The 23080-nt window shown below is 63.3% G+C and carries 26 protein-coding genes and 1 riboswitch; of the genes, 3 read left to right on the top strand and 23 right to left on the bottom strand.

All coding sequences use genetic code 11. The features are described from left to right. Positions 1–31 precede the first annotated feature (31 nt). From ACT5M9_RS14190 to lfgB, 12 genes are all read right to left on the bottom strand, one after another. On the bottom strand, positions 32–1033 hold the full coding sequence (locus ACT5M9_RS14190) for a hypothetical protein (RefSeq protein ID WP_457982105.1): 1002 nt from the start codon (positions 1031–1033) through the stop codon (positions 32–34). 18 nt (positions 1034–1051) lie between these two features. Continuing rightward, positions 1052–1951: a lateral flagellar hook-associated protein LfgL gene (gene lfgL / locus ACT5M9_RS14185; RefSeq protein ID WP_457982103.1), complete on the bottom strand. Its 900-nt coding sequence runs from the start codon at positions 1949–1951 to the stop codon at positions 1052–1054. 10 nt (positions 1952–1961) lie between these two features. Then, positions 1962–3281, bottom strand: coding sequence for a lateral flagellar hook-associated protein LfgK (gene lfgK / locus ACT5M9_RS14180; RefSeq protein WP_457982102.1), 1320 nt, complete (start codon positions 3279–3281; stop codon positions 1962–1964). Next, entirely contained in the window at positions 3281–3679 is a 399-nt protein-coding gene (locus ACT5M9_RS14175) for a rod-binding protein (RefSeq protein WP_438549410.1), read from the bottom strand. The genes lfgK and ACT5M9_RS14175 overlap by 1 nt, the downstream gene beginning before the upstream one ends. An 8-nt stretch (positions 3680–3687) precedes the next feature. Next, positions 3688–4791 carry a lateral flagellar basal body P-ring FlgIL gene (gene fgIL, locus ACT5M9_RS14170; protein WP_438549411.1) on the bottom strand — a complete coding sequence of 368 codons (1104 nt, stop codon included), beginning with the start codon at positions 4789–4791 and terminating at the stop codon, positions 3688–3690. An 8-nt stretch (positions 4792–4799) separates the two neighbouring features. Beyond that, a complete protein-coding gene (gene flgH, locus ACT5M9_RS14165; protein WP_457982101.1) occupies positions 4800–5459 on the bottom strand; it encodes a flagellar basal body L-ring protein FlgH in 660 nt (219 codons plus the stop codon). Positions 5460–5470: 11 nt separating this feature from the next. After that, complete coding sequence (gene lfgG, locus ACT5M9_RS14160; RefSeq protein ID WP_438549413.1) at positions 5471–6256, bottom strand: lateral flagellar basal-body rod protein LfgG; 786 nt, start codon at positions 6254–6256, stop codon at positions 5471–5473. An 87-nt stretch (positions 6257–6343) separates the two neighbouring features. Further along, on the bottom strand, positions 6344–7078 hold the full coding sequence (gene lfgF, locus ACT5M9_RS14155; protein ID WP_457982099.1) for a lateral flagellar basal-body rod protein LfgF: 735 nt from the start codon (positions 7076–7078) through the stop codon (positions 6344–6346). 10 nt (positions 7079–7088) lie between these two features. Further along, on the bottom strand, positions 7089–8282 hold the full coding sequence (gene flgEL, locus ACT5M9_RS14150) for a lateral flagellar hook protein FlgEL (RefSeq protein ID WP_438549415.1): 1194 nt from the start codon (positions 8280–8282) through the stop codon (positions 7089–7091). An 18-nt stretch (positions 8283–8300) separates the two neighbouring features. Beyond that, a complete protein-coding gene (locus ACT5M9_RS14145) occupies positions 8301–8984 on the bottom strand; it encodes a flagellar hook assembly protein FlgD (RefSeq protein ID WP_438549416.1) in 684 nt (227 codons plus the stop codon). Next, the gene (gene flgCL, locus ACT5M9_RS14140; protein WP_438549417.1) at positions 8985–9410 is read right to left on the bottom strand and encodes a lateral flagellar basal body rod protein FlgCL; all 426 of its coding nucleotides are present in this window, start codon (positions 9408–9410) and stop codon (positions 8985–8987) included. It abuts the gene before it with no gap. 2 nt (positions 9411–9412) lie between these two features. After that, entirely contained in the window at positions 9413–9802 is a 390-nt protein-coding gene (lfgB, locus tag ACT5M9_RS14135; protein WP_457982098.1) for a lateral flagellar basal body rod protein LfgB, read from the bottom strand. 229 nt (positions 9803–10031) lie between these two features. Between lfgB and flgA the strand changes: the two genes are divergently transcribed. The 3 genes from flgA to flgN all read left to right on the top strand — a co-directional run bounded on the left by flgA (position 10032) and on the right by flgN (position 11450). Continuing rightward, positions 10032–10655 carry a flagellar basal body P-ring formation chaperone FlgA gene (gene flgA, locus ACT5M9_RS14130; RefSeq protein ID WP_457982097.1) on the top strand — a complete coding sequence of 208 codons (624 nt, stop codon included), beginning with the start codon at positions 10032–10034 and terminating at the stop codon, positions 10653–10655. Positions 10656–10731: 76 nt separating this feature from the next. Next, positions 10732–11010, top strand: coding sequence for a flagellar biosynthesis anti-sigma factor FlgM (gene flgM, locus ACT5M9_RS14125; protein WP_438549420.1), 279 nt, complete (start codon positions 10732–10734; stop codon positions 11008–11010). Further along, a complete protein-coding gene (flgN, locus tag ACT5M9_RS14120) occupies positions 11007–11450 on the top strand; it encodes a flagellar export chaperone FlgN (protein ID WP_457982095.1) in 444 nt (147 codons plus the stop codon). The genes flgM and flgN overlap by 4 nt, the downstream gene beginning before the upstream one ends. A gap of 5 nt (positions 11451–11455) precedes the next feature. On the opposite strand, the gene lfiJ is transcribed toward flgN, so the two are convergent. The 11 genes from lfiJ to fliQ all read right to left on the bottom strand — a co-directional run bounded on the left by lfiJ (position 11456) and on the right by fliQ (position 23079). Continuing rightward, on the bottom strand, positions 11456–11872 hold the full coding sequence (gene lfiJ / locus ACT5M9_RS14115; RefSeq protein WP_438549422.1) for a lateral flagellar protein LfiJ: 417 nt from the start codon (positions 11870–11872) through the stop codon (positions 11456–11458). A gap of 9 nt (positions 11873–11881) precedes the next feature. Next, entirely contained in the window at positions 11882–13213 is a 1332-nt protein-coding gene (lfiI, locus tag ACT5M9_RS14110; protein ID WP_457982094.1) for a lateral flagellar FliI-like assembly ATPase LfiI, read from the bottom strand. Beyond that, positions 13206–13898 carry a lateral flagellar assembly protein FliH gene (gene lfiH, locus ACT5M9_RS14105; RefSeq protein WP_457982093.1) on the bottom strand — a complete coding sequence of 231 codons (693 nt, stop codon included), beginning with the start codon at positions 13896–13898 and terminating at the stop codon, positions 13206–13208. Before lfiH ends, lfiI begins: the two co-directional genes overlap by 8 nt. A 12-nt stretch (positions 13899–13910) precedes the next feature. Next, positions 13911–14939, bottom strand: a complete 1029-nt coding sequence (fliGL, locus tag ACT5M9_RS14100) for a lateral flagellar motor switch protein FliGL (RefSeq protein ID WP_438549425.1) — start codon at positions 14937–14939, stop codon at positions 13911–13913. Then, positions 14926–16665 (bottom strand): lateral flagellar M-ring protein FliFL, encoded by a 1740-nt coding sequence (gene fliFL, locus ACT5M9_RS14095; RefSeq protein ID WP_438549460.1) that lies wholly within the window; start codon positions 16663–16665, stop codon positions 14926–14928. The genes fliGL and fliFL overlap by 14 nt, the downstream gene beginning before the upstream one ends. Positions 16666–16682: 17 nt before the next feature. Beyond that, positions 16683–17009: a lateral flagellar hook-basal body complex protein LfiE gene (lfiE, locus tag ACT5M9_RS14090; RefSeq protein WP_438549426.1), complete on the bottom strand. Its 327-nt coding sequence runs from the start codon at positions 17007–17009 to the stop codon at positions 16683–16685. Positions 17010–17020: 11 nt separating this feature from the next. Beyond that, positions 17021–18283, bottom strand: a complete 1263-nt coding sequence (gene lafK, locus ACT5M9_RS14085; RefSeq protein ID WP_457982432.1) for a lateral flagellar response regulator transcription factor LafK — start codon at positions 18281–18283, stop codon at positions 17021–17023. Between the two features lie 253 nt (positions 18284–18536). Further along, positions 18537–18624: riboswitch (cyclic di-GMP riboswitch) on the bottom strand. A gap of 194 nt (positions 18625–18818) precedes the next feature. After that, complete coding sequence (gene lfhA, locus ACT5M9_RS14080; protein WP_457982091.1) at positions 18819–20894, bottom strand: lateral flagellar biosynthesis protein LfhA; 2076 nt, start codon at positions 20892–20894, stop codon at positions 18819–18821. Positions 20895–20897: 3 nt separating this feature from the next. Next, positions 20898–22034: a flagellar biosynthesis protein FlhB gene (gene flhB / locus ACT5M9_RS14075; RefSeq protein ID WP_457982090.1), complete on the bottom strand. Its 1137-nt coding sequence runs from the start codon at positions 22032–22034 to the stop codon at positions 20898–20900. Then, the gene (gene lfiR, locus ACT5M9_RS14070) at positions 22031–22813 is read right to left on the bottom strand and encodes a lateral flagellar biosynthetic protein LfiR (RefSeq protein ID WP_456501920.1); all 783 of its coding nucleotides are present in this window, start codon (positions 22811–22813) and stop codon (positions 22031–22033) included. The genes flhB and lfiR overlap by 4 nt, the downstream gene beginning before the upstream one ends. After that, positions 22810–23079: a flagellar biosynthesis protein FliQ gene (fliQ, locus tag ACT5M9_RS14065; protein ID WP_438549430.1), complete on the bottom strand. Its 270-nt coding sequence runs from the start codon at positions 23077–23079 to the stop codon at positions 22810–22812. Before fliQ ends, lfiR begins: the two co-directional genes overlap by 4 nt. Position 23080 lies beyond the last annotated feature (1 nt).

The following is a 23080-nucleotide window of genomic DNA, read 5'->3' as shown; positions in this document are numbered from 1 at the left end:
GGTTTTTTTAGTTCGACTCTCTCTGCCGGCCTCAGGTCAGCAGGGCCACCACGTTCTGACGCGACACATTGGCCTGGGCCAGCAGGCCGGACATGGTCCCCATAAAGCCACCTTCTTTAAGCTGATTGCTGAGCTTGCCTTGCAACTGCTCCAGCTCCTCCTGCTGCAGGTTCTGGCTGCGGGCCTTCACGCGATCGAGCTGCTTCACCATCTTCTGGCGGAACTGCTTCAGCTCCCGCACCGACTGCTCGATCTCGCCGAGCAACCGCTTCAGGCGCTGCTGCTCCTGCCTGAGTTCCCCCTTGTCGAGCCCCTCCCCTAGCTGGGTCAGCTGACCGGCCCTGGGTTTGAACTGCACGGGGACCGGGTTGCCGGCGGGGATGCGGATCCCCTCCCCGCTCAGCAGCACGGGTTCGTCCAGCTTGCGCCTGTGCTGATCCGGCACGCTCAGCTCCAGCTTGCCCAGCTCGTTCAGACGAGCCTGGATATGCTCCTTGCGCAGGGCCCGATCCAGTCTGGTGGCGGCTTCCGCCTCATTGGCCCCGGCCGGCAGCAGCACCTCGACGGCGCTGCTGGTCTGCGGGAAGGAGAAGACCAGCCGCTCGGCGCTCGACTTGGGGCTCAGCAGATCGAGGCGATCCGCGCTGTAGTGCACCCGGCTGTCGCTGGCCGATGCCAGCAGGCGGGGCTTGAGTTCGGAGGTCAACGGCGCCTGGGGCTGGGTCAGCTTCTCTTCCAGCAGCTTGAGACGGGAGACCAGATCGCCGCTCGCCGCCCGGTTCTGGCCGAGCTGCTGCTCCAGGCGTTTCAGCTCGCCCCAGACCTGGCTCAGGGCCTGTTCACTGCCCTGAGCATGGGCGATGCGCTGCTGCGCCGTGCCGATCAGGGCCCAGCGGTCGAGCCGGATGACATTGGGCTGACGTTCGTGGCGGGTGACCTGGGGAGAAGTAGCCTGGGCAGTCTGACGTCCGTGCAGTTTGGGCTGGGCCGGGGTCTCGGCCACACCGCCCGGACGGGTTTGTTGAATCTGCATCCTGGCTCCTTGAAAGGCTTAAGGCATGTAGTTGAACAGGCTGAGGCCGTTCACCTTGGCGAAAGCCTGCTGCTGCACCTGCAGCGCCATCAGCACATGGGCCTGCTGGGTCACCGCACTGGCATAATCGAGGGACTCTATCTGATTGCTCACTTCCTTGCTATAGACACTCTTCTCCTCGTGCCCTTCGTCGACCTGATCCAGCAGGTTGATCCGCGCACCGATGGAGCTGACCATCTGGCTGATGTCGTCTTGCAGGGTCAGGCTGCGATCCAGCATGGCCCTGGCCTGATCGGCGGAGTCCGCGGCACCGCTGTCGAAGGCGGCCACCATGTCGTCGAGCTGCTTGAAGAAGTCCCCGTTCTGGATGAACAGCTTGTCGGCGGTGTGATTGAGCTCCACCGTCACTCCCTTGGCGATACCGACCTCCCGCACCAGGGCATCCCCCTGGTAGACATAATTACCGCTTGGGTCTTTCACTATGGCGGTTTTATCGACCTGGCTGCCGCTGAACAGGCTGGATCCACTCTCGTTGCGGGCGTTGGCGAGATCCAGCAGGCCATCCTTGATGATGGCCAGCTCGCTGGAGACGGCACGGCGATCGTCCTCGGAGAGGGAGCCGTTGGCTGCGGTCTGGGTCAGATCCCGCAGACGGCTCAGCATGTTGGTCATGGTGTCGAGCTGGATCTCCCCCTGGGAGAGCTGGCTCTTGGCATTGGCGATGTTCTTCTGGTACTGCGCCATCGCCGCCTGCTCTTTCTTCAGGCCGAGCAGCTGCACGCTGCCGACGGGATCGTCGGAGGGCTGCAGGATCCGCTTGTTGGACGAGATCTGGCGATCGAGCCTGGCATACTCTCCGAAACCATGTTGCAGGTTGTCGAGCATGCTGAGCTGGATTTGGTTGGTACTGATGCGCATGCTGGCCTCGTCAGAACATGTTCAGGATGGAGTTGAAGAGTTGATCCGAAGTGCTGATCACCTTGGCGTTGGCCTGATAGGCCTTGGTGTAGGCCATGATCTTGACCCCCTCCTCGTCGGTGTTGACGCCGCTGACGCTGCTGAGCTTGGTGGCCAGCTGCTTCTCCATGTTGGCGTCCGCCTCCATGGTCGCCTTGGCCTGGCCGCTCTGCACCGCCATGCGGCCCAGCAGGGCACTGTAGGCGTCATACTGGTCATCCTTGATGGTCAACAGCTCCTGCAGGTTGCGGTTGTCCCCGGTGCCGCCCCCCGCCTTGGCGAAGGCCAGGTGATCACCGGTGAAGCCGTCCGCCACCTTGAGGGTGCCGGACGGATTGAGCGGATCGTAACTGAACAGGGGTTTGCCAGGATCACCGTTCAGATCGATCCCCCCCCCCTGCTTGGCGTTGAAATCATCAGCCAGCTTCTTCGCGATCTGGTTCAGCTCGTCGCGCAAGGGGCGCAGTACAGTTGTGCGATACTCCAGCACCCCGGCCAGGGTGCCGCCCTGCAGCTTGGGCACCTCGAAGGATTGGGGCCCGAAGCTCAGGCTCAGGGTGTCGCCGGTGAGGGAGAGGGTACTGCTGCTGCCCGCCAGCACCAGGGGCTGGCCCTGGGGCAGACTCAGGGAAAACGAGCCGTCGCTCTGGCGATTGACCCGCACCTCCATGAAGGTCGACAGCTCGCGCACTATCTGCTCGCGGCTGTCTTCCAGCGCCGAGGTGTTGACCCCCTTGGAGGCCTGCTCGCCGATCTGGGTGTTGAGCTCCGCCACCTGCTTCAGGTAGCTGTTGACCTGAGTGACTGTGCTGTTCAGCTGATCGTCGATCTGCTTCTCCTGGGTCACCAGGCTCTCGTTCAGCTGATTGAAGCGGTTGGCCAGGGCCCCCGCCGAGCTGACGATCTGGCTGCGCTGGGCCGGTGTCTCCGGGCTGTCGAGGGCGGCGTTCAGGGAGGCGAAGAAGCTGTCCAGCCCCTTGGTGATGTTCATGGACTCGCTGCCGAGCAGCTGCTCGGTGGTGTTGATGTACTGATGAAAGGCATAGGAGGAGCCGGTCGATGAGCGGCTGCGCCAGTGCTGGGACACCAGGTAGTCATCGGTGATCCTGCGAACCCCGGTCACCTCCACCCCCATGCCGTTGTCCAGCCGGCCAAAACCGGACAGGCTGCCCATCATGGCCTCCTGGCGACTGTAACCGACGGTATTGACGTTGGCGATATTCTGGGCGGTGACGTTCAGCGCGATCTGCGCCGCGTTGAGTCCGCTAAAACCGATATTGAGCAGCGACATCAGTCAACTTTCCTCATTTTTGCCGAATTCAGAGGCTGACTGAAGGCAGCCAGGGTCTGGGATTCTGAAGCGACCACAGGCTCGGCATTCTTTAATGTGGGGGCCAGCTGATTGACCATCTGCTCCTTGAGGCCCAGTCCGCCGCGCTTCACCAGGCTCATGGCCAGCTGGCTGTCGTACATGTCGCGGTAGAGTTCTTGCCCCTTGATGAGCTTGTCATCCTCATCCTGCATGGCGTCGGAGGCCGAACGCATGTGTTTGAGCACAGTCTGCAGGAAGCTCACCTCGAACTGGCCGGCGGCGGCCTCCAGGGCCGCCCGCTGATCCGGGTTGCCCTTTATCTGCTGCAGTTCATTGAGATCCTGATAGAAACCAGGCTCGGACGTAATTCGGGTCATAACAATCCTTAGATGACCACCAGCTCGCCTTCGAGGGCTCCCGCCTCGTCGAGGGCTTGCAGAATGGCCATGACATCATCCGGGGTCGCCCCCAGGGAATTCACTGCCTTGACGATCACTTCGAGGGAAGTGCCATCCGGCCAGACAAACATGTTGTTGCGCTCCCGGTCAACCTGGATCTGGGAGTTCGGCGTGGTGGTGGTCCGGCCGTTGGAGAAGGCGTTGGGCTGACTCACCGTCTGGCTCTCGCCGATCGTCACCGTCAGGCTGCCGTGGCTGACCGCCGCCTTGTGCACCTTGACCCCCTGTCCCATGACGACGGTGCCGGTGCGGCTGTTGAAGACCACCCTGGGCCTCTCCTTGCCCATGTCGATCTCGATGTCCTGCAGCAGGGCCATGAAGGAGATGCGCTGACTCTCGTCGCGAGGGGCCGCAATCTGGATGCGACCGGCGCTGACCGCCTTGGCCACGGGCCCCAGCTGGCGGTTGATCTCCCGCTCCACGTTGCGGGCCGTCTTGAAGTTCGGCTGATGCAGGTTGAGGGTGACCTCGGGCTTGTCAGAGAAGCTGCTGGCGGCCTCCCGCTCTATGATGGCGCCGTTCGGGATGATGCCCGCGGTCGGCACGTTGATGGTCACGGAGGAACCGGACTGCCCCTCCGCCTTGACCCCGGCCACCACCAAGTTGCCCTGGGCGACCGCATAGACCTCGCCGTCGATGCCGCGCATGGGGGTCAGCAGCAAGGAGCCGCCCCGCAGGCTCTTGGCATCACCGATGGAGGTGACGGTCACGTCCACCAGTTGCCCCTTGCCCGCCAGAGCCGGCAGGGTCGCCTGCACCGACACGGCGGCCACGTTCTTGAGCTTGGGGTCGATGTCATCGGGCAGTTGCACGCCGAACTGCTTGAGCATGTTGGTCATGGACTGGCCGGTGAACTTGACCTGGCTACGATCCCCGGTGCCGGAGAGGCCGACCACCAGACCGTAACCCACCAGCTGGTTGGTTCGCATCCCCTGCACATCGGCGATGTCCAGCAGGGCCCGCTTGGCGGGCGCGGCGGCGGCAATGCCCGGCAGCAGGCAGCAGAGCAAGGCGATACACCATCTGTTCATTGGAATCCTCACAAGGGGGCGAAGGCGGAGCTGAAGAAGCGCGCCAGCCAGCCCATCTGGTTGCTGTCGGCGAGGGCGCCACGTCCCGCATAGGTGATGCGGGCATCGGCGATGCGCTGGGAGGAGATGCGGTTGCTCTGATCGATGTCCTCGACCCGCACCATGCCCCCCAGACGGATGTACTCATCCCCCTGGTTGAGGCGGATCCACTTCTCCCCGCGGATCCCCAGCACCCCGTTCGGCATCACCTCGGCCACGGTGACCGTGATGGCCCCCGCCAAGGTGTTCTGCTGGCTGGAGGTGGCACCACCATCGAAGTCTCGATCGGCGCTGATCGAGGCACCCCAGTCGGGGCGTGACACGCCACCGATGGAGGGGGCGGGCACATTGATGCTGTTGTTCTTGTTCATGCTGGTGTTGGCTTTCTTGCTGGACTGGGTCCGCTCCTCCAGCATCACGGTGAGGATATCGCCGATGCGATAGGCACGACGATCCTGGAACAGGGTCATCATGTAATCGTTCCGGTAGAGGCTGCCATCCTCCCCCATTCCCGTCTTCGTCAGCTGGGTACGGGAGGGAGCCCACTTCTCGTCACCGGGCTCGGGGGCCTGCAACTCATAGGTGGAGCAGCCCCCCAGCAGCAGGGCCAATCCGGCGCAACGCAACATCGACCTGATCATCACAGCGCCTGGGTGACAAACTTGAGCATCTGATCGGCGGAGGAGACGACCTTGGCGTTCATCTCGTAGGCGCGCTGGGTGGTGATCATGTCCACCATCTCCTCCACCACGTTGACGTTGGAGCTCTCCAGGGTGAACTGCTTGAGGGCCCCCATGGCCTCTTCGCCCGGCACCCCTTCGATGGCCTCGCCGGAGGCACCGGTCGCCCGGTAGAGGTTGCCCCCCAGGGCTTCCAGCCCGGCCGGGTTGGAGAAGTTGGTCAGGGTGATGCGACCCAGCTCCACGTTCTCCTGCTGGCCCGGCAGGGTCGCGCTGACGGTACCGTCGGTGCCGATGGCGATCTTGGTGGCGTTGTCGGGGATCTGGATCTGCGGCAGCATGGGCAGGCCGTCGGAGTTGACCAGCAGCCCCTCGGCGTTGCGATGCCACTGGCCGTTGCGGGTATAGGCGGTCTCACCGTCCGGGCGTTCGACCCCGAAGAAGCCGGCACCGACCACGGCGATGTCCAGCTCCTGGTTGGTGTTCTGGAACTGGCCCGAGGTAAACACCTTCTGGGTACCGACCACCCGCACACCATTACCCATTTGGATGCCGATGGGGGACAGGTTCTGCTGATCCTGCTGGGCACCCGGCTGGCGCTGGACCTGATAGAACAGATCCTCGAACGCCACCCGATCGCGCTTGAAACCGACCGTGTTGACGTTGGCCAGGTTGTTGGAAATGCTGGCCATCTTGGCATCCTGTGCCGACAGACCCGTTTTACTCACCCAAAGTGCTGCGTGCATCCTCGTCTCTCCACCATCTCATGGGAGGGCGCCTGGCACCCTCATCAATCTCTTGCAGGCCGGTCACACCGACCCTGCGTCATTCTGTCAGCCCTGACCGGAGATCAGTCTGGCCCCTTGCCTGGCCTGCTCATCCGCCGTCTTCATCAGCTTGACCTGCAGCTCGAAGTTGCGGGTCAGGGACATGCTGCCGATCAACTCGTCCACCGCGTTCACGTTCGCTCCCTCGAGGAAGCCGGACGCCAGCACCACCTGTTCGCTGATCTCCGCATCGCCGCCCCGGCGCTGACGGAACAGGCCGTCCTGCCCCTTCACCAGTTCCACCGGATCCGGGTTGACCAGCTTGAGACGACCCACATCCAGACGGGCACCGCCCCCCGGCGGGGTGATGCTGAGGGAGCCATCCTTGCCGAAGCTGAGATCCCGATAGGCAGGCAGCACCATCTCACCGCCATCCCCCAACACGGGGCGGCCGTTGAGGGTCAGCAGACCCTCGCCATCCACCTCCAGGTTGCCGGCGCGGGTGTAGGCCTCCTTGCCATCTGCGGTCTGTACCGCGATGAAGCCATCACCCCGGATCGCCACATCCAGCTTGCGACCGGTCTGCATCAGGGCACCCGGCTTGAAGTCGGTGCCCGCCTGCTCCTCCCGGGCCATGACCCGGCTCTGGAAGCCGTCACCGGCCAGGGCATAGGCGGAGGCCCGCTCGAAATCGGCCCGAAAACCGGCGGTGTTGACGTTGGCCAGGTTGTTCGCCCGGATCTGCTGGGCCATCAGGCTGTGTTGCGCCCCCGACATGGCGGTATAGATAAGCTTTTCCACGCATCACGCCTTAGAAGGAGTTGAAGAGAACCTGGGTCATCTTGTCGGCCGAGCTGATGGTCTTGGCATTGGCCTGATAGTTGCGCTGGGAGGTCATCAGGCTGACCAGTTCGCCGGTCAGATCCACGTTGGATGCCTCATAGGCCCCCGCGGTCAGGGTGCCCAGGGTGCCGGTGCCCGGCGCCCCCAGCACGGGCTGGCCCGAGCTGAACGACTGCTGCCAGGTAGTGTTGTTGGCCTGTACCAGGCCGTTCGGGTTGGTGAAGTTCGCCATCACCACCTGACCCTGCAACAGGCTCTGACCGTTGGTGAAGGTGGCGTAGACGCCGCCGTCGGCATCGACCCGGACCCCGGTCAGATCACCGGCCGCATAGCCGTTGGACTGGTTGCGGGTGGCGTTGAAGTCGGAGGCATACTGGCTGACCTTGGCCAGATCCGCCTTGAGGGTGATGGGATCGGCGCCAGGAGGAGCCAGGTTCAGCACCGGGGCCGTGGTCGGCGTCTTCAGGGTGCCGTTGGTGTTGAACTCCATGGTCACCGGGGAGCCGGTCTTGGCGCCGTTGAAGGCGTAGTTGACCTGCCAGGTGTTGTCCCCCGTCTTCACGAAATACTGGGTGACAGTGTGCTCAACCCCGAGGGAGTCATAGACCTTGCTGGACTGGGAGTAGCTGAAGCTGTCGGATTTCGCAGGGTCGAACGGATGCGCCGTCTGATCGATGATGCTGGCATCCGCCTTGAGGTTGGCCACGAATTCCAGGCTGTCTGACGGCTTGGCGGGCAGGCTGCCGGCCTTGACCTGGATGTCCCCCACCACGCCGGATTGCAGTTCACCCGCCTCGTTGGTGGTGTAGCCCTGCAAGCGAGTGCCGCTCGCCGTGGTCAGGTAGTTGCTGGCATCGCGCTGGAACATGCCGGCCCGGGTGTAGGAGGTCTGGCCGTTGCTGTCCTTGAGGACGAAGAAGCCGCTGCCGGAGATCGCCAGATCCAGGCCGCGCCCGGTCCGGGTCACGTCCCCGTTGCGATCGAAGTTCTGGGAGACATTGTTCATCTCCACCCCGCCGGCCTGGCCACCGCCGTAGATGGCGGCGAACTCGGCACGGCTGGACTTGAAGCCCGCGGTGCTGGCGTTGGCCACGTTGTTGCTGATGACACTCAATTCCTGGTTGACGGCGCGCAGGCCGCTCAGTCCGATACTAAAAGACACAGTTTCGCTCCTATTTGATTACGCCGACTTGCCAAACTGGACGGCGCTGAACAGGGGAACTTCCCCGACGCCCGCCACTTGCAACATGATCTCGCCGGTGCCGGGCAGATTGACCCGCTCCACCTGGCTCGCCACATAGTTCTTGGTGGTGGTGGCGACACCCGCGAGGGAGGCCTTCACCTCGAAGCTGTACTCGCCGGCCGGCAGGGTCGGCAGCTCGTAGTCCAGCCCGCCCGCCTTGCTCTCGCCCCAGCTCTTGCTGGCCACCAGGGTGCCGTTCTTGTCATAGACCTTCAGCTCGACCGCATCGGCCGCACCGCCCAGCTCCACCTGGCCGCGGATCGCCTTCTCCTCTTTCTGGCTCAGGGTCTGGCTCGGCACCATCACCTCCTTGTCGATGAGATCCGTGCTCTGCAGCACCTGCTGGGTATCCATCATGTTGATGGACTTCTGCTGCAGCACCTTGAGCCCTTCGACCCCCTCCACCATGCTGAACTGCGCCAGCTGGGTGACGTACTGGGCGCCGTCAAGCGGGTTGGTCGGATCCTGGTTCTGGATCTGGGCCACCATCATCTGCAGGAATTCGTTGCGCAGTTGTACGCCCTGGCCGGCGGCTGCGTTATTGCTGGCGATCTCAGGGGTCGCCGAGTACTGGCTGGTGCTGCGGGCTGAGTCCAGACCGCTGACTTGTGGCAGGCTCATTTACGCTCCCTGACCCAGTCGCAGCAGACCCTGCTGCATGCTGTTGATGCGGTTGATCACCTCCACCGAGGTCTCGAACCCCCGGGAGGCGCTCATCATGTCCGCCATCTCCTCCACCGCGTTGACGTTGGAGTAGTAGACAAAGCCCTCGCCATCGGCCAGCGGGTTGGTCGGCTCCAGTCGCTTCTCGACCTGGCGATCCGACTGCACTATGCCCGCTATTTGCACCTGGGCGGCCCCCAGCCCATCGGCCTCCTGCACCCGCTGATAGAGGGTAGAAAAGACGGGCTTGATGGCCCGGAAGGCGGCGGCTTCGCTGCCGGCGGCGCTGTCGACGTTGGCCAGGTTGGAGGCGACGGTGTCCAGACGGACTGTCTGTGCCCGCATGGCGCTGCCGGCGATGTCATAGATTCGGTTGAACGACATGATTAACGGCCCTCGATCGCCTTGGCGATCCCGGTGATTTTCATATTCAGGAAGGTGAGGCTGGTCTGGAAGTCGGTGGCATTGCTGGCAAACTTGCTCTGCTCCACGCTGAGCTCGGCGGTGTTGCCATCCATGGAGACCTGGTAGGGAATGCGATAGAGGGGATGCTGCATGTCGTTGCTCATGGCGCCCTGGCTGATGGCCGCCCCCTGCTCCCCGGCGGCGACCTGTTGGGCGACCCGGCCGAGTATGCTCTTGTAATCCACATCCCGCGCCAGATAACCGGGGGTATCCACATTGGCCAGATTCCCTGCCAGAATACGTGCCCGATCCGCTCGTACATCGAGGGCATAGGGGTGCACCCCAAGCGCGCTGTCAAATGAGATACTCATGCTTCATCCTTCTTGTGAACCAGTCAGACCGGTGCATCCTTTATCAAGACTCATGCCAATCATGAAAATCCGTTATTTCCGCCGATCAGGGAGTCGCCGACGATTGACCTGCCGGTCAAAAGGGGAAGCATCGTTTCCCATATGGAAGCTGATCTGTCTGCTCTGCCTCTCGTTACTGGTGCGCCCGCTCCTGGCCGAGCCTGCGCCACTGCCGCAGCAGTTGGAGAGCATGTTGAAGGCTGATGCCAGTGCGGCCCTCAGCGACTACCTGCAGCAGCAGGGTTGGCCGAGCCCCCCGGCGGAATATCAGGTCTGGCTCTCCCCCGCGGTGGCTCACCTCCCCCCCTGCCAGCAGGAGATCAGGCTGCAGGCGGGGGGCCAGTATCGTCAGCCCTGGGGGCGACGCCCCTATCTGGTCGAGTGCACCGAGCCCGCCTGGCAACTCAGGGCCAGAGTCGAGGTCAGCCTGATGATGCCGGTCTGGGTCACCGCCAGGGAGATCCAGAAAGGGAGGGCCATCCAGTCCGCCGACCTGGTGGAGAAGGAGCTGGATGTCAGCCGGCTGCAGCGGGGCTTCATCCCCAGCAACCATTCGCCGGTAGGCAGCAAGAGCAATCGTCATCTCAGGATGGGGCAGCTCATCAGCGAGCTGGATCTGCAGAAGAGCTGGGCCGTGCGGGAGGGGGAAGGGGTGCTGATCCGGGCTGGTCAGGGGAACTTCTCGGCCACCACCCGCGGCAGGGCGCTGGAGAGCGGGGCCATCGGCGACGGAGTTCGGGTACGCAACAACCAGTCCGGCAAGGAGATCCAGGCCTGGGTCATCGACAAGGGGGAAGTGGAAACCCGTTTTTGAGACGGAAAGCGAGTTTGATTCAAGTTGGGGCGCCCAAGGGTCGCCTGTCATAGATAGACCATCAGGAATTGACGTTATGAAAATCACCCGTACCGATCCGCTCTATGTCCAGGCCCAGCTGCAACGCCAGCAGGATGCCGCCCCCCTGACCCAGCCTCAGTCCAGGAGCCCCCAGGCTGACGCCCAGATCAGCACCAGGGCACACAGCATCAATCAGGCAAGGGCCGAGCTCGCCTCTACCCCGGACGTGGACATGGAGAAGGTCAACCAGATCCGCCAGGCCATCAGCGAGGGCAAGCTCGAACTCGACATGGATGCCCTGGGTCAGGCCATTCTGGACATGCACCGCCGATGACCATGGCACCCAAGCTGAGGGTCAAACAGTTGATCATCGGCATTCAGCAGGATTGCGGGCGCTACGCACAGTTGCAGCAACTGCTGCTCAACCAGCACGGTCTGCTGGCCAGTCATGACGTCGAGGGTCTGACCGCCCACAACCACCAGCAGACCCGGCTGATGGTCGACATCCAGCAAGAGGCGCAGCAGCGCTGTCAGCATCTGCTGGCGCTGGGGCTCAAGCCCGATGAGAAGGGGATGGCGAAGCTGATCGCCAAGTTGCCCGATGCCCTGCAACAGAGCGTGGGGAGAGAGTGGCAACGGCTGGAGCTGTTGCTGCAACAGTGCCGACGCCAGAATGAACACAATGGCCGCCTGCTGGCCGGTCAGATAGAGACCATCAACAGCCTGCTCGGTCAGGAATCTGCCTACGGCCGGCAGGAACGCTTCCCCGATTGATCCCTTCAGCGCCCCTGCAGGGCGCGATGGCGCAGGCTGGCGAGTTCGTCGAGCTGGCGCTGATCCCCTGACTCCTGCCGCTGACGCGCCTCCAGGGCTCGCCTGTCCAGCAACAGCTCCAGCCCCTTGACCCGGCCAAACTGCTTGAGCAGCTGCCCCTCATGACGGGAGAGATCCAGCCGGGCCAGGGATGATTGTTGCAACTGATGATCCAGCAGGTGGCGCAACTGCCCCTGCATCTGCTGCTTGTTCTGCCAAAGCAGGGGATGGAAGCTGGCCGAGCCCGGCTGCAGGGTCGCGATCACCTCCTGCAGCTTCAGCACCCGCTGCTCTTCGCGCATGGCCACCTCCCGCAGTCGCTGCCGCTCCTTGCCCATGGCGTCCAGCGCATCCTGTTGCAGGCCGAGATAGGATTTCAGCACGCCGCGTCCTTAGGCTCTGCCGAGCACTTGTTTCAAGGCCCCCACCACCTGGGTGATGGGGGTCTCCTCATGGATGCCCTGCTGCAGGAAGCCGGCGATGGCGGGGTAACGCTGCACCGCCTCATCCATCTGGGGATCGGCGCCGGGTTGGTAGCCGCCCAGGGGCAGGAGTTCGCGCACCTGCTGATAGCGTCCCCAGAGCTGGCGCAGGGTGACCGCCAGGGCCTGCCATTCCGGCGGCACCACCTGGGGCATCACCCGGCTCACCGAGGCGCCGATGTCGATGGCGGGGTAGTGCCCCTCCTCCGCTAGCCGGCGTGTCAGCACTATGTGACCATCGAGGATGGCACGGGCCGAATCCACCACGGGATCCTGCTGATCGTCCCCCTCCGCCAGCACAGTGTAGAAGGCACTCAGGCTGCCGTCGGCCCGGGTGCCGTTCCCCGCCCGCTCCACCAGTTGGGTCAACATGCTGAACACAGAGGGGGGATAACCACGGGTGGCGGGGGGCTCGCCGATCGCCAGCGCTATCTCGCGCTGGGCCTGGGCATAGCGGGTCAGGGAGTCCATCAGCAGCAGCACGTCCTGCCCCTGCTCACGGAAATACTCGGCGATGCGGTGGCACAGCTGGGCCGCCCGCAGCCGCATCAGGGGGGATTGATCCGCCGGCGCCGCTATGACCACGGAGCGGGCCAGCCCCTCGGCCCCCAGGCTGTGCTCGATGAACTCCCGCACCTCCCGGCCCCGCTCACCGATGAGGCCCACCACCACTATCTGGGCGCTGGTGTTGCGGGTCATCATGCCGAGCAGCATGCTCTTGCCGACCCCGGATCCCGCGAACAGCCCCAGTCGCTGACCCTTGCCCACTGTCAGCATGCCGTTGATGGCGCGGATCCCCACATCCAGCGGCTCCCGCACCGGGGTACGCAGCAGGGGGTTGGGGGGAGAGGCAAACAGGGGGACGCTTTCCCCCTCTTCCTGCAGGGGGCGGCCATCCAGGGGTTGCAGCAGACCGTCGAGCACCCGGCCGAGCAGGTGTGAGCCAACCCGGATCCGCTCCTCGCCGTCGATGGGCTGCACCCGGGCACCGGCATAGAGGCCGCTCATGGGCTGGAGCGGCATCAGATAGGAGATGTCACGGTTGAAGCCGACCACCTCGGCCAGCAGGGGCTCCCCGGTCGCACAGTCCACCCGGCAGCGCTGCCCCATCACCAGCTGGCAGCCCACCACCTCCAGGGTCAGCCCGGTGACCCGCACCAGGCGGCCATAACGGCGAAAGGCCGGCACCTCGTCCAGCTCGCTCAGGGCCGAGTTCAGGACCCGCTGCAGGGACTCATGCATCCTTGGGCAAGGCCAGGGTCTGGTTGAGCTGATCGATGCAGCGGTCGAGGCGCTCCTTGGTGTTGATCTCGATCACAGCCGCTCGGGTCTCGATCCTGGCGTCCCCGACCCCCAGGGCTCCGTCCACCTGCAGCGGCCACTTCTCGCAGCGGGTCACCCCCTGCTCCGCCAGCCGCTGCCGGTCACCCTCGCTGAGATAGATGACCAGATCCTCGGATTCGCTGGGCAGGGTGGCCATGGCCTGTTCGACCTGCTGCAACACCTGCTGGGGATTGAGGGTGAATTCGGCCTGGATCACCCGCTTGGCCACCTGGGCGACCAGCTGGGCGATCAACTCCTTTTGCTCCAGCATGCGGGCCTGGGTCAGGGACTCCCACTGCTGCTGCAACTTGGCGAAGGGGACCATGGCCTGATCGAACGAGGCGCGCCCCTCGGCCAGCCCCTGGGCCAGGCCGCGGACCTGCCCCTGTTGCAGCCCCTTGGCCTCCCCTTCGATGAGACCGCTGGTCAGCCCCTGCTGGTAGCCGGACTGGTAGCCATCGGCCTGTCCCTGCTCCAGCCCCTGCTGATAGCCATACTCGAACTCTTCCTGTTGGCTCTGGGCCTCCTCCCCGCTCTGTCCCAGGGCCGGGAAGCGGTAGAGACGGGTGGCGCCTGCCGCCAGTTTGCGAACCTGCTGACTCATGGCTCTCTCCTGTTAGCTGACGGTCGGCTCTTCGAACAGCTGGAACTCGAGCTCGCCCTGTTCCACCAGCTCCCGCACCATCTGCATCACCTCTTCCCGCGCCTGCTCGACCTTGCGCAGGGAGACGCTGCCCTGATCCTGGATCTGGGCCTCCAGCGCCTGCGCCATCCGCTTCGGCATGGCACCCAGCACCACCTTGCGGAAGCTGGCTTCGGTGTTTTTCAGGGCCAGCGCCAGCAGATCCGCCGGCAGCTCCTGCACCAGGCGCTGCAGGGTGTCGTCGCTCTGACGACGCAGAGCCATGAAGTCGAACATGTTCTTCTCGATCTCGAGGGCCATGTCCCCGTCATGCTCCCGCAGCAGGGAGAGCATCTGCTCCTTGTTGCCCTGATAGCGGTTCAGGATGTCGGCGACCTGGCGCACCCCGTTCACCTTGGCGCCGGACTGATCGGCCACATAGGCGAGGCAGCGATCCAGCGTCAGCCGCAGTTCCGCCAAGACGTGTTCGCTGACCGAACTCAGGCTGGCGACCCGCACCAGCAAGTCGTCGTGCACCGAGCCCGGCAGGGCGTCGAGCACGGCCGACGCCGTCTGGGGGGGCAGGAAGGCGAGCAATACGGCCTGCATCTGCGGGTGTTCGTTGCGGAAGAAGCGGGCCAGTACATCGGCGGGCACCCACTGCAGGCGCTGGATGTCCTGGCTCATGACATCACCGTAGAGGCTGTCGAGCAGGCTGCGGGAGAGCCGCTGCCCCAGCGCCAGATCCAGAGTCTGCTCCAGATACTCCCTTGAGGCGCTGCCGATGCCGCTCTGCTCACGGTACTGGTTGAAGAACTGCTGCAGGGTCCATTTGGCCTCGATGGAGCTCACCCCGGAGAGGCCGGCCATCTTGGAGATGAGGCGCTGCACCTCATCCCGGGAGAGTTTCTGCATCACCTTGGCGGCCGCCTCTGTGCCCATGCTCAGCAACAGGATGGCGGCCTTCTCGAGGTTGTCGATATCGATGTCGACCGCACTCTGGTTCAGATTAACGTTGTTCATTGCCACTCACCCATTGTCTGACCACTTCCGCCACCCGGGCCGTGTCTTTGTCTACCAGCAGTTGCAGGTGCTTGAGCTGAACCTCCAGCTCGGAACCGGGTTCAGGCAGGGCCTCCAGATCCAGCGAGGAGAACTGGGGATCCACCCTGTGTTCGTTCTGCAGCAGGCTCTTGCCAAGCGGCGATCCCTCGAGCTCGCCATCCCCTTCCCGGCGCATGGAGAGACCGACCTGGGGTTCCAGCTCCTCATCCTGCTCCTGTTCAGGCTCGGCTTCAGGGTATTGCTGGGTCCGCACCAGGTGCTTCACCAGGGGGCGGATGCCGAAGAACACCAGGGTCAGCCCCAGCAGACCGCCCACCAGGTAGCGCAGGGAGTCCTGCCAATAAGGGGTCTCCAGCCAGCTGGACTCGGGCGGCGTGACCGGCACGGCGCCGGTGAAATCGAATACCTGCAGGCTGATCTGATCGCCGCGGGCACTGTCGAAGCCGACCGAGCGCTCCACCATCTGGCGGATCTGATCCAGCTGAGCGGCGCTCCAGCCACCCTCAGGGCCTATCTGCTGATTCAGCAGAATGGAGACGTTCATCCGCTCGAGGCGACCCTGCTGATAGCGGGTGTGCACTATGGTGCGGCTGTTCTCATACTGCTTGCTGACTTCCTGGCGCTCGGTGCGGGTGTCATTCTTGGGGGGCTCGGGGGTCGCGGCCCCCTCCTGCGCGGCCTGATCGGCCTGGGGTGCCGTCTCGGGAGGCCGGTTGGAGAGCGCCCCCGGAATGCCGAGAGCCAGCGCGTCTATGGTCTTGTCAGACTTGTTGGATTCCTTGGTCACCACGCCGTTGGGATCCAGCTGTTGCTGAGTCTCCTCCACCGCGTTGAAGTTCACGTCCGCGGCTATCTGCACCCGGAAGTTGCCGGTGCCCAGCATGGGGTAGAGCATGTCGTTGGCCCGCTGGCGGATGTACTGCTCCAGCTTGCGCACATATTCCATCTGCTGGACGCTCTGCTTGCCAAAGCCCGCCTTGTCGCCCATCTCGGCGCTCAGCAGCTGGCCGGCCTGATCCACCACGGTCACTGCCCCGGGCTTCATGCCGGAGATGCTGCCCGCCACCAGGTTCGCGATCGCCTCGACCTGGCCGGGTTCCATGGACTGGCCAGGCTGCAGATCCAGCATCACGGAGGCGCTGGGTTTCTCTTCATCGCGACCGACAAACAGGGTTCGTTTGGGAATGGCTAGGTGGACACGGGCGCTGCGCACCGCATCCAGGGAGATGATGGTCCTGGCCAGCTCCCCTTCCAGGGCATGGCGATAGCGGGCCCCTTCCATGAATTCGCTGGTGCCGAGGCCGGTGACGTTGTCCAGCCCCTCGAGGCCGGCCGGCATGGCGGCTCTGACGCCGCGGGCCGCCAGGGCCATACGGACGTGGGCGAGCTGGCTCTCGGGCACCAGGATCTGGCCTGTGCTCTTCTCCAACCGGAACGGCACCTGCTCTTTTTCCAGCATCTCCATGATATTGGCGGTGTCGTAGAGCTCCTGCTTGCCGTAGAGGGGGACGTAGTTCTTGCTGGAGGTCCACAGTATGACCACTATGGTGCCCGCCACGATCGCGGCAAGCAGCGCTATGGTCAGGATGGATTTGTTGTCCCGGGAGAGGGTGCGCCAGTTGCGCATCCCTTCCTGAACCCGTGCCATCAGGGAGACAGATGCCCCCTGGGAGGAGGATACCAATTCAGTCATCACCAACCTCAGAGCGGCATGCGCATGATGTCATCGAAGCCGGTCATCAGCTTGTTGCGCACCTGCATCAGGGCGGAAAAGCTGAGGCCGGCCTTCTGGCTGGCCACCATGGCCCCCACCAGATCGTCGCTCTGACCCGCATCGACTGCGGTCATGAGCCTGGACGCTATATTCTGCTGTTCGTTCACCCGCCCGACGACATCTTTCATGGCATCGCTGAACGAGACAGTCGATGCCTCGTTTGGTTCGATGGAAGGAGCTTGGTTGGCGACTCGCTGCATTTCCTGCATCTGCTGCAGGAGTGTCACCTGTGATGACATCATCTCAATCTTCACTCGGTTATCCCTTAGTTCTGAATCTGCTGCTCGACATCGATGCCTTGCTCACGCATGGCCGCCAGCTTGTATCTAAGTGCCCGGGTCGTCATCCCGAGGGCTTCCGCCGTCCGGGTGCGGTGACCACGAAAACGGCGCAACGTCTCCAGGACGAATTGAAATTCCGCATGCCGTTTGGTCTCGCTGAGCCCCTCGGGGGCCGCGAGGGCCTGCGACAACGGGTTGTCAGCCTCCGCTGCGTAATGGGGCAGCATCAAATCGACGGCCTGAATATGCAATCCGCGAGCCATAATTAAGGCCCGCTGGATGACGTTATCCAGTTCACGGACATTGCCGGGCCAGTCGTAGGAGAGCAGCTGCCTGCTGGCCCCCTCGCTCAGCCGATAACCCTGCTGGGCGGCGTAGCGTTCGATGAAGTGGCTGGCCAGGGGCAGGATGTCGTCGGGCCGCTCCCGCAGGGCGGGCCAGTTCATGGGCAGCACATCGAGCCGATAGAACAGGTCTTCGCGAAACTCCCCCTGTGCCACCAGCGTCCTCAGATCCCGGTTGCTGGCGGCGATGATCCGCACATCCAGCGGGATCACCTGATGGCTGCCGAGCCGCTCCACCTCCTTCTCCTGCAATACCCGCAGCAGCTTGGCCTGCAGCGCCAGGGGCAACTCTGAGATCTCGTCGAGCAGCAGGGTGCCCCCCTGGGCCAGCTCGAACTTGCCCTGCTGGCTGGCGGTGGCGCCGGTGAAGGCCCCCTTGCTGTGACCGAACAGGATGGACTCGAGCATGGCCTCCGGGATGGCGGCGCAGTTGATGGCTACGAAGGGTTTGTTCGCCCGGTTGGACATGTCGTGGATGTAGCGGGCCAGCCGCTCCTTGCCCGTCCCCGACTCGCCACCGATGAGGATGGTGGCCGAGGTCTTGGCGGCGCGCCTGGCGAGTTGCAGTACCTGCAGGCTCAGGGCAGAGGTCGCGACCAGGTTGGGAATGGCCTGGCGCAGTCGCAAGGCCCCCCTCACCACATCGAGGATCTGGCGCTGGCTGAAGGGCTTGATGATGTAATCGATGGCGCCGGCCCGCATGGCTTCCGCCGCCAGGTAGGCCTGATCCTCATTGACCAGGATGACGCAGTCGGCCCCCGTCAGCTCATGCACCCTGGAGGGGCCGGCTTCGGTCATGACCGCCATGTCGAGCAGGATGAGATCCACCGAATGGCAGGAGAGGAATTGCTTGGCCCGGGAGATGGAATCCTGGCAGGAAACCCGGTAGCCGCAATTCAACAACATCTCCCCAATATCGTTTCCATTTGATAACGATGAGGAGACAAATAATAAATGTGCGTGCGATTCAACACCGACGGGTATTGAATTTTCCTTGATAGATAAATCAGAAAACATATTAACCCGAACCTGTGATTGCACATGAATCAATCAACAGAACTGACCGTGATAAATAAAAACGCACCACGACAAGAATAACGCTTCTTAATTGAGCGCTTACCTTATAGTGGTATGAAAACAAGGCGAGAATCATGGCCTTGGTAACCCCGCTATCGTTAGCATCAATGCTGTTAGACCGGAGGCTTTGCGTCCTGACTTTTCAGTTCAGTTTGCCTTTATCATGCGACGACCCGTATTAGGATGGCATGGCTTTGTTATCCTTAAAGCCATGAGATACACCTGATTGTTTGTATTTTGTTATTTATTCCAGTGTGCATCACGTCAAAAGCCGTCACATCATAACGGCTTTATATGACAATTCAAGTAGATATGCGGAATAACCACTTCCTGATCAAGATGTTGACATGGCAATTCAACTTCAGCCGAGGGTGCCAATTACCTCCACCCGCAAGTCTTCCGGGATCTCGTTATAAGAGAGCACTTTGAGACCTTTTGAGAAGGAGCGGGCATAGCGGGCGATCAGGGGTCTGAGCTGGGGCATGACCACCAGCACAGGGGCATAGCCCTGCTGCTGCAACTGCTCCTTCACCAGCGGCATGTTCTGCTGCAACTGGGCCAGCAGCTGGGGATCCACCGGGAAGCTGTCCAGCTGGATCTTACCCTGCTGCTGGGACTGGTTCATGGCGCTCAGCAGCGTCTGCTCCAGCCTGTCATCCAGGGTGAAGGCCGCCAGGATGTCCCGGGAACCGATGGCCTGCCTGACGATCTGCCGCCTCAGTGCGCAGCGCACGTCCGAGGCCAGCAGGACGGGATCCTTGGTCAGCTCGCTCGCATCCAGCAGGGTGGTAGCTATGGTGCGGATGTCGGTGAGGCTGATCTGCTCTTTGAGCAACTGGCGGAACACCCGCAACTGCTGCATCTGGGTCAGGGCCAGGTTGAGCTCCTCCGCCAGCCGGGGGGACTGGACCGCCAGGTACTGGCCCAGCTTGCCCACCTCGTCATGGCCGAACAGCACATCCAGCTGCTCCCTCAGCAACTTGCTGGTATGGGTGGCGATGACGGTGGCGGAATCCACCACTGAATAACCCAGGTTCAGCGCCTTGGCCTTGTTGTCCGGGGAGATCCAGACCGCATTCATGCCGTAGGCCGGATCCTGGGTCAGCTCGCCATCCAGGGCGCCATAGGTCTCCCCGCTGCTGATGGCCATCAGCCGCTGGCAATCCACGTTGCCCATGGCCAGGGCGATGCCGGAGAGCTTGATGCGATACTGGTCCGGCTGCAGTTGCAGGTTGTCCCGCACCCGGATCTCGGGCAGCAGGAAGCCATATTGCTCGGAGAGAGTCTTGCGAATGCCGCGCACCCGGGCCAGCAGCTCGGCCCCCTTGTCCGCCTCCGCCAGAGGCACCAGCCGATAGCCGAGCTCGATGGCGACCGTGTCCACGGGGGCGAGATCCTGCCAGTCCAGCCCCTGTGGCTCGGGCTGCACCATCTGCCGGGTCAGCTCCTCGGCCGCATCCAGCGCCGGATCCTGGGCCCTGCGCTTGCTGACGCTCCAGCCGGTCCAGGCCAGCACGGCGGCGAAGCTGAGGAAGGCCAGCATGGGCATGCCCGGCACCAGCCCCAGGATCAGCATGATGGTCGCCGCCGTGTAGATGACACGGGGCGAGGCCAGGATCTGCTGGCCGACCTGATCCGACATCTCCCCCTCGTCGCTGACCCGGGTCACTATGATGGCCGCGGCGGTGGACATCAGCAGGGAGGGGATCTGGGCGACCAGACCATCACCTATGGTGAGCAGGGCATAGATGCGAAACGCATCGGAGACCGGCAGGGAGTGCTGGAAGATACCGATGGCCAGGCCACCCACCAGATTGATGATGAGCACCAGCAGACCGGCGATGGCGTCGCCGCGCACAAACTTGGAGGCCCCGTCCATGGCCCCGTAGAAGTCGGCCTCTCTGGCTATCTCCTCCCGGCGGGTCTTGGCCTGATGCTGGTCCAGGATACCGGCGTTGAGATCGGCATCGATGGCCATCTGCTTGCCCGGCATGGCGTCCAGGGTGAAGCGGGCTGAGACCTCGGAGATCCGCTCTCCCCCCTTGGTGATGACCACGAAGTTGATGATCATCAGGATCACGAACACCACCAGACCGACCACATAGTTGCCGCCGATGACCACCTCACCGAAGGCCTGGATCACCTTGCCCGCGGCCTCGTGCCCCTCGTGGCCGTGCAGCAGCACGACCCGGGTGGAGGCGACGTTGAGGGACAGCCGCATCAGGGTGGCGACCAGCAGCACGGTCGGGAACACGGAGAAGTCCAGCGGCCGGCGGGCCGAGACGGAGACCAGCAGCACCAGCACCGCCAGCACTATGTTGAAGGTGAACAGGGCATCCAGCAGCCAGCCCGGCAGAGGCAGGATCATCATCGCCAGTATGGCCAACAGCATCAGCGGGATAGCTGTATAGGATTGGGTCAATACACGCCAGTTCACAACTTACCTCTCAGGTTGACGTAACTCGGGCGGCACATGCAGGGGAGCGAGGGGGTTGGGTTTCTTCCCCCTGCCTGCCTCATAGGCCCGTAGCTGCAATACGTGATTCAATACATAGGCGACCGCGGTATACAGGCCCGCCGGCACTTCCTGATCCACCCGGGTGGAGTGATAGATGGCCCGGGTCAGCTCCGGCAGGCTCATCACCATCTTGTCGTGCTGCTTCGCCACCTGGCGGATCCGCTCCGCCATGCTGTCGATGCCCTTGGCGATCACGAAGGGGGCGTTGGCCCGCTCGGGATCATACTTGATGGCCACCGCATAATGGGTCGGGTTGACGATGATCACATCCGCCTGGGGCACCCGCTGTTCGATGCGTGCCCGTGCCAGCATGCCCTGCACCTGGCGGATCTTCGCCTTGATCTCGGGGCGACCCTCGCTGTTCTTGTGCTCGTCCTTGACCTCCTGCTTGGTCATCTTCAACTGCTTGTTCAACGACCAGCGTTGATAGGGCACATCCAGCACGGCGATCAGCATCTGCACACTGCCTAGCAAGATGAATGCCTGGGAGAGGATCCTCAGCGCCTGCTCCATGGCTGCCTGGGGTGGCATGCGGTTCATCATCATCAGCAGGGGCCACTGGTGCTGCAGCATCAGGGCGAGCGTGCCCCCTATCAGCAGCACCTTGAGCAGGGACTTGAGCAGCTCCATCAGGCTGTGGGAGGAGAACATTCGCTTGAGCCCCTTGAGCGGGTTGATCTTCTCCCCGCTCGGCATCAGCTTCTTCCAAGTCAGCACCATGCCCCCCGGCACTATGCTGAGCAGCACCAGCAACAGGGCCAGCAGGCCGAACAGCGGCAGCAGCACCCACAACATGCCGATCAGCGCGTCCGCGGTCCACTGGACCATCATCTGGGGATCCCGCGCCCCCTGCCAGTTGAAACGCTGGGGCTGCTTCATCAGCTCGGCGAAGAACAGGCCGAAGCTCGGCACCATCCACTGCATGGCCAAGCCGCCGAGCAGCAGCAAACCGGCGGAGCTCAGCTCCTTGGAGCGCGCTATCTGGCCCTCTTCCCTCGCCTTGCGCCGTTTCTGGGAGGAGGCCTCTTCGGTCTTGTCCTGGGCGCTGTTCTGGCTCATGGGGGCGTCAGGGCCCTGAGCTGGGCCAGCACATGGCCGACCAGATCCAGATAGCGGGCCGGCACACCGCTGATGGAGATGGCCATGGTCAACAGCCCCAGCAACAGCGTCATGGGGAAGCCCAGGGAGAAAATATTCAGTGAGGGGGCCGTACGGTTGAGCACCCCGAAGGTGAGGTTGACCATCAACATGGCCACCACGGCGGGCAGGGTCAGGATCAGAGAAGCGCCTATGCTCCAGCCGAACAGGCCGATGACCCCCTTCACATCGAGGGAGTAGACGGACGATCCCGGCGGCCAGCTGCGCATGCTCTGCACCAGCACATCCAGGGTAACCAGATGGCCGTTGAGCCCGAGGAACAGCAGGGAGCAGAAGATCAGCATGATCTGGCTGACGATGGGGGCAGTGTCCCCGTTGGAAGGGTCGTTCATCACCGCCATCGCCAGGCCCATCTGCATGGAGAGGATCTGGCCGGCCATGGTCATTACCATGAACAGCATCTGGACGCAGAGCCCGAACAAGAGCCCGAACAGCAGTTGCTCCAGGGTCAGCACCAGAGCCCCGACGCTGAAGGGGTCGAGCAGCGGCATGCCTTTCAGCATGGGGGCGATGAGCAGGCTGATGACGAAGGCCAGCAGCAGGCGCACCTGGGCCGGGATGCGGCCATCACCAAACACCGGCATCACCCAGAAGGCCGCCGCGATGCGCACGAAGGGCCACCACCACTGGCCCAGCCAGGCGGTCAGCTCGGCCGCGCTGAGCGACAGCAGGGAGTTCATCCGATGAGCCCGGGGATCTTCTGGAACAGGTCGGCAAACAGGGTGGTGATCTGCGACAGCAGCCAGTTCCCCGTGAAGATGAGCGTCAGCAGGGTGACGATGAAGCGGGGCAGGAAGCTGAGGGTCTGCTCCTGGATCTGGGTCGCGGCCTGGAAGATGCTGACCACCAGGCCGACGATGAGACCGGGCACGATCAGCACCGAAACCATGATGACCACCAGGTTCACGGCCCCCCCGACCAGGGCCACGCTCTGTTCCGGGCTCATG

The organism is Aeromonas sp. AE23HZ002T15, from assembly GCF_054165525.2.
This window is presented reverse-complemented; position numbering and strand designations above follow the sequence as displayed.

Coding starts and splice junctions, on each gene's coding strand:
- ACT5M9_RS14190 (WP_457982105.1), bottom strand. CDS start 1,033: ATGCAGATTCAACAAACCCGTCCGGGCGGTGTGGCCGAGACCCCGGCC.
- lfgL (WP_457982103.1), bottom strand. CDS start 1,951: ATGCGCATCAGTACCAACCAAATCCAGCTCAGCATGCTCGACAACCTG.
- lfgK (WP_457982102.1), bottom strand. CDS start 3,281: ATGTCGCTGCTCAATATCGGTTTTAGCGGACTCAACGCGGCGCAGATC.
- ACT5M9_RS14175 (WP_438549410.1), bottom strand. CDS start 3,679: ATGACCCGAATTACGTCCGAGCCTGGTTTCTATCAGGATCTCAATGAA.
- fgIL (WP_438549411.1), bottom strand. CDS start 4,791: ATGAACAGATGGTGTATCGCCTTGCTCTGCTGCCTGCTGCCGGGCATT.
- flgH (WP_457982101.1), bottom strand. CDS start 5,459: ATGTTGCGTTGCGCCGGATTGGCCCTGCTGCTGGGGGGCTGCTCCACC.
- lfgG (WP_438549413.1), bottom strand. CDS start 6,256: ATGCACGCAGCACTTTGGGTGAGTAAAACGGGTCTGTCGGCACAGGAT.
- ACT5M9_RS14145 (WP_438549416.1), bottom strand. CDS start 8,984: ATGAGCCTGCCACAAGTCAGCGGTCTGGACTCAGCCCGCAGCACCAGC.
- flgCL (WP_438549417.1), bottom strand. CDS start 9,410: ATGTCGTTCAACCGAATCTATGACATCGCCGGCAGCGCCATGCGGGCA.
- lfgB (WP_457982098.1), bottom strand. CDS start 9,802: ATGAGTATCTCATTTGACAGCGCGCTTGGGGTGCACCCCTATGCCCTC.
- flgA (WP_457982097.1), top strand. CDS start 10,032: ATGTTGAAGGCTGATGCCAGTGCGGCCCTCAGCGACTACCTGCAGCAG.
- flgM (WP_438549420.1), top strand. CDS start 10,732: ATGAAAATCACCCGTACCGATCCGCTCTATGTCCAGGCCCAGCTGCAA.
- flgN (WP_457982095.1), top strand. CDS start 11,007: ATGACCATGGCACCCAAGCTGAGGGTCAAACAGTTGATCATCGGCATT.
- lfiI (WP_457982094.1), bottom strand. CDS start 13,213: ATGCATGAGTCCCTGCAGCGGGTCCTGAACTCGGCCCTGAGCGAGCTG.
- lfiH (WP_457982093.1), bottom strand. CDS start 13,898: ATGAGTCAGCAGGTTCGCAAACTGGCGGCAGGCGCCACCCGTCTCTAC.
- fliGL (WP_438549425.1), bottom strand. CDS start 14,939: ATGAACAACGTTAATCTGAACCAGAGTGCGGTCGACATCGATATCGAC.
- flhB (WP_457982090.1), bottom strand. CDS start 22,034: ATGAGCCAGAACAGCGCCCAGGACAAGACCGAAGAGGCCTCCTCCCAG.
- lfiR (WP_456501920.1), bottom strand. CDS start 22,813: ATGAACTCCCTGCTGTCGCTCAGCGCGGCCGAGCTGACCGCCTGGCTG.
- fliQ (WP_438549430.1), bottom strand. CDS start 23,079: ATGAGCCCGGAACAGAGCGTGGCCCTGGTCGGGGGGGCCGTGAACCTG.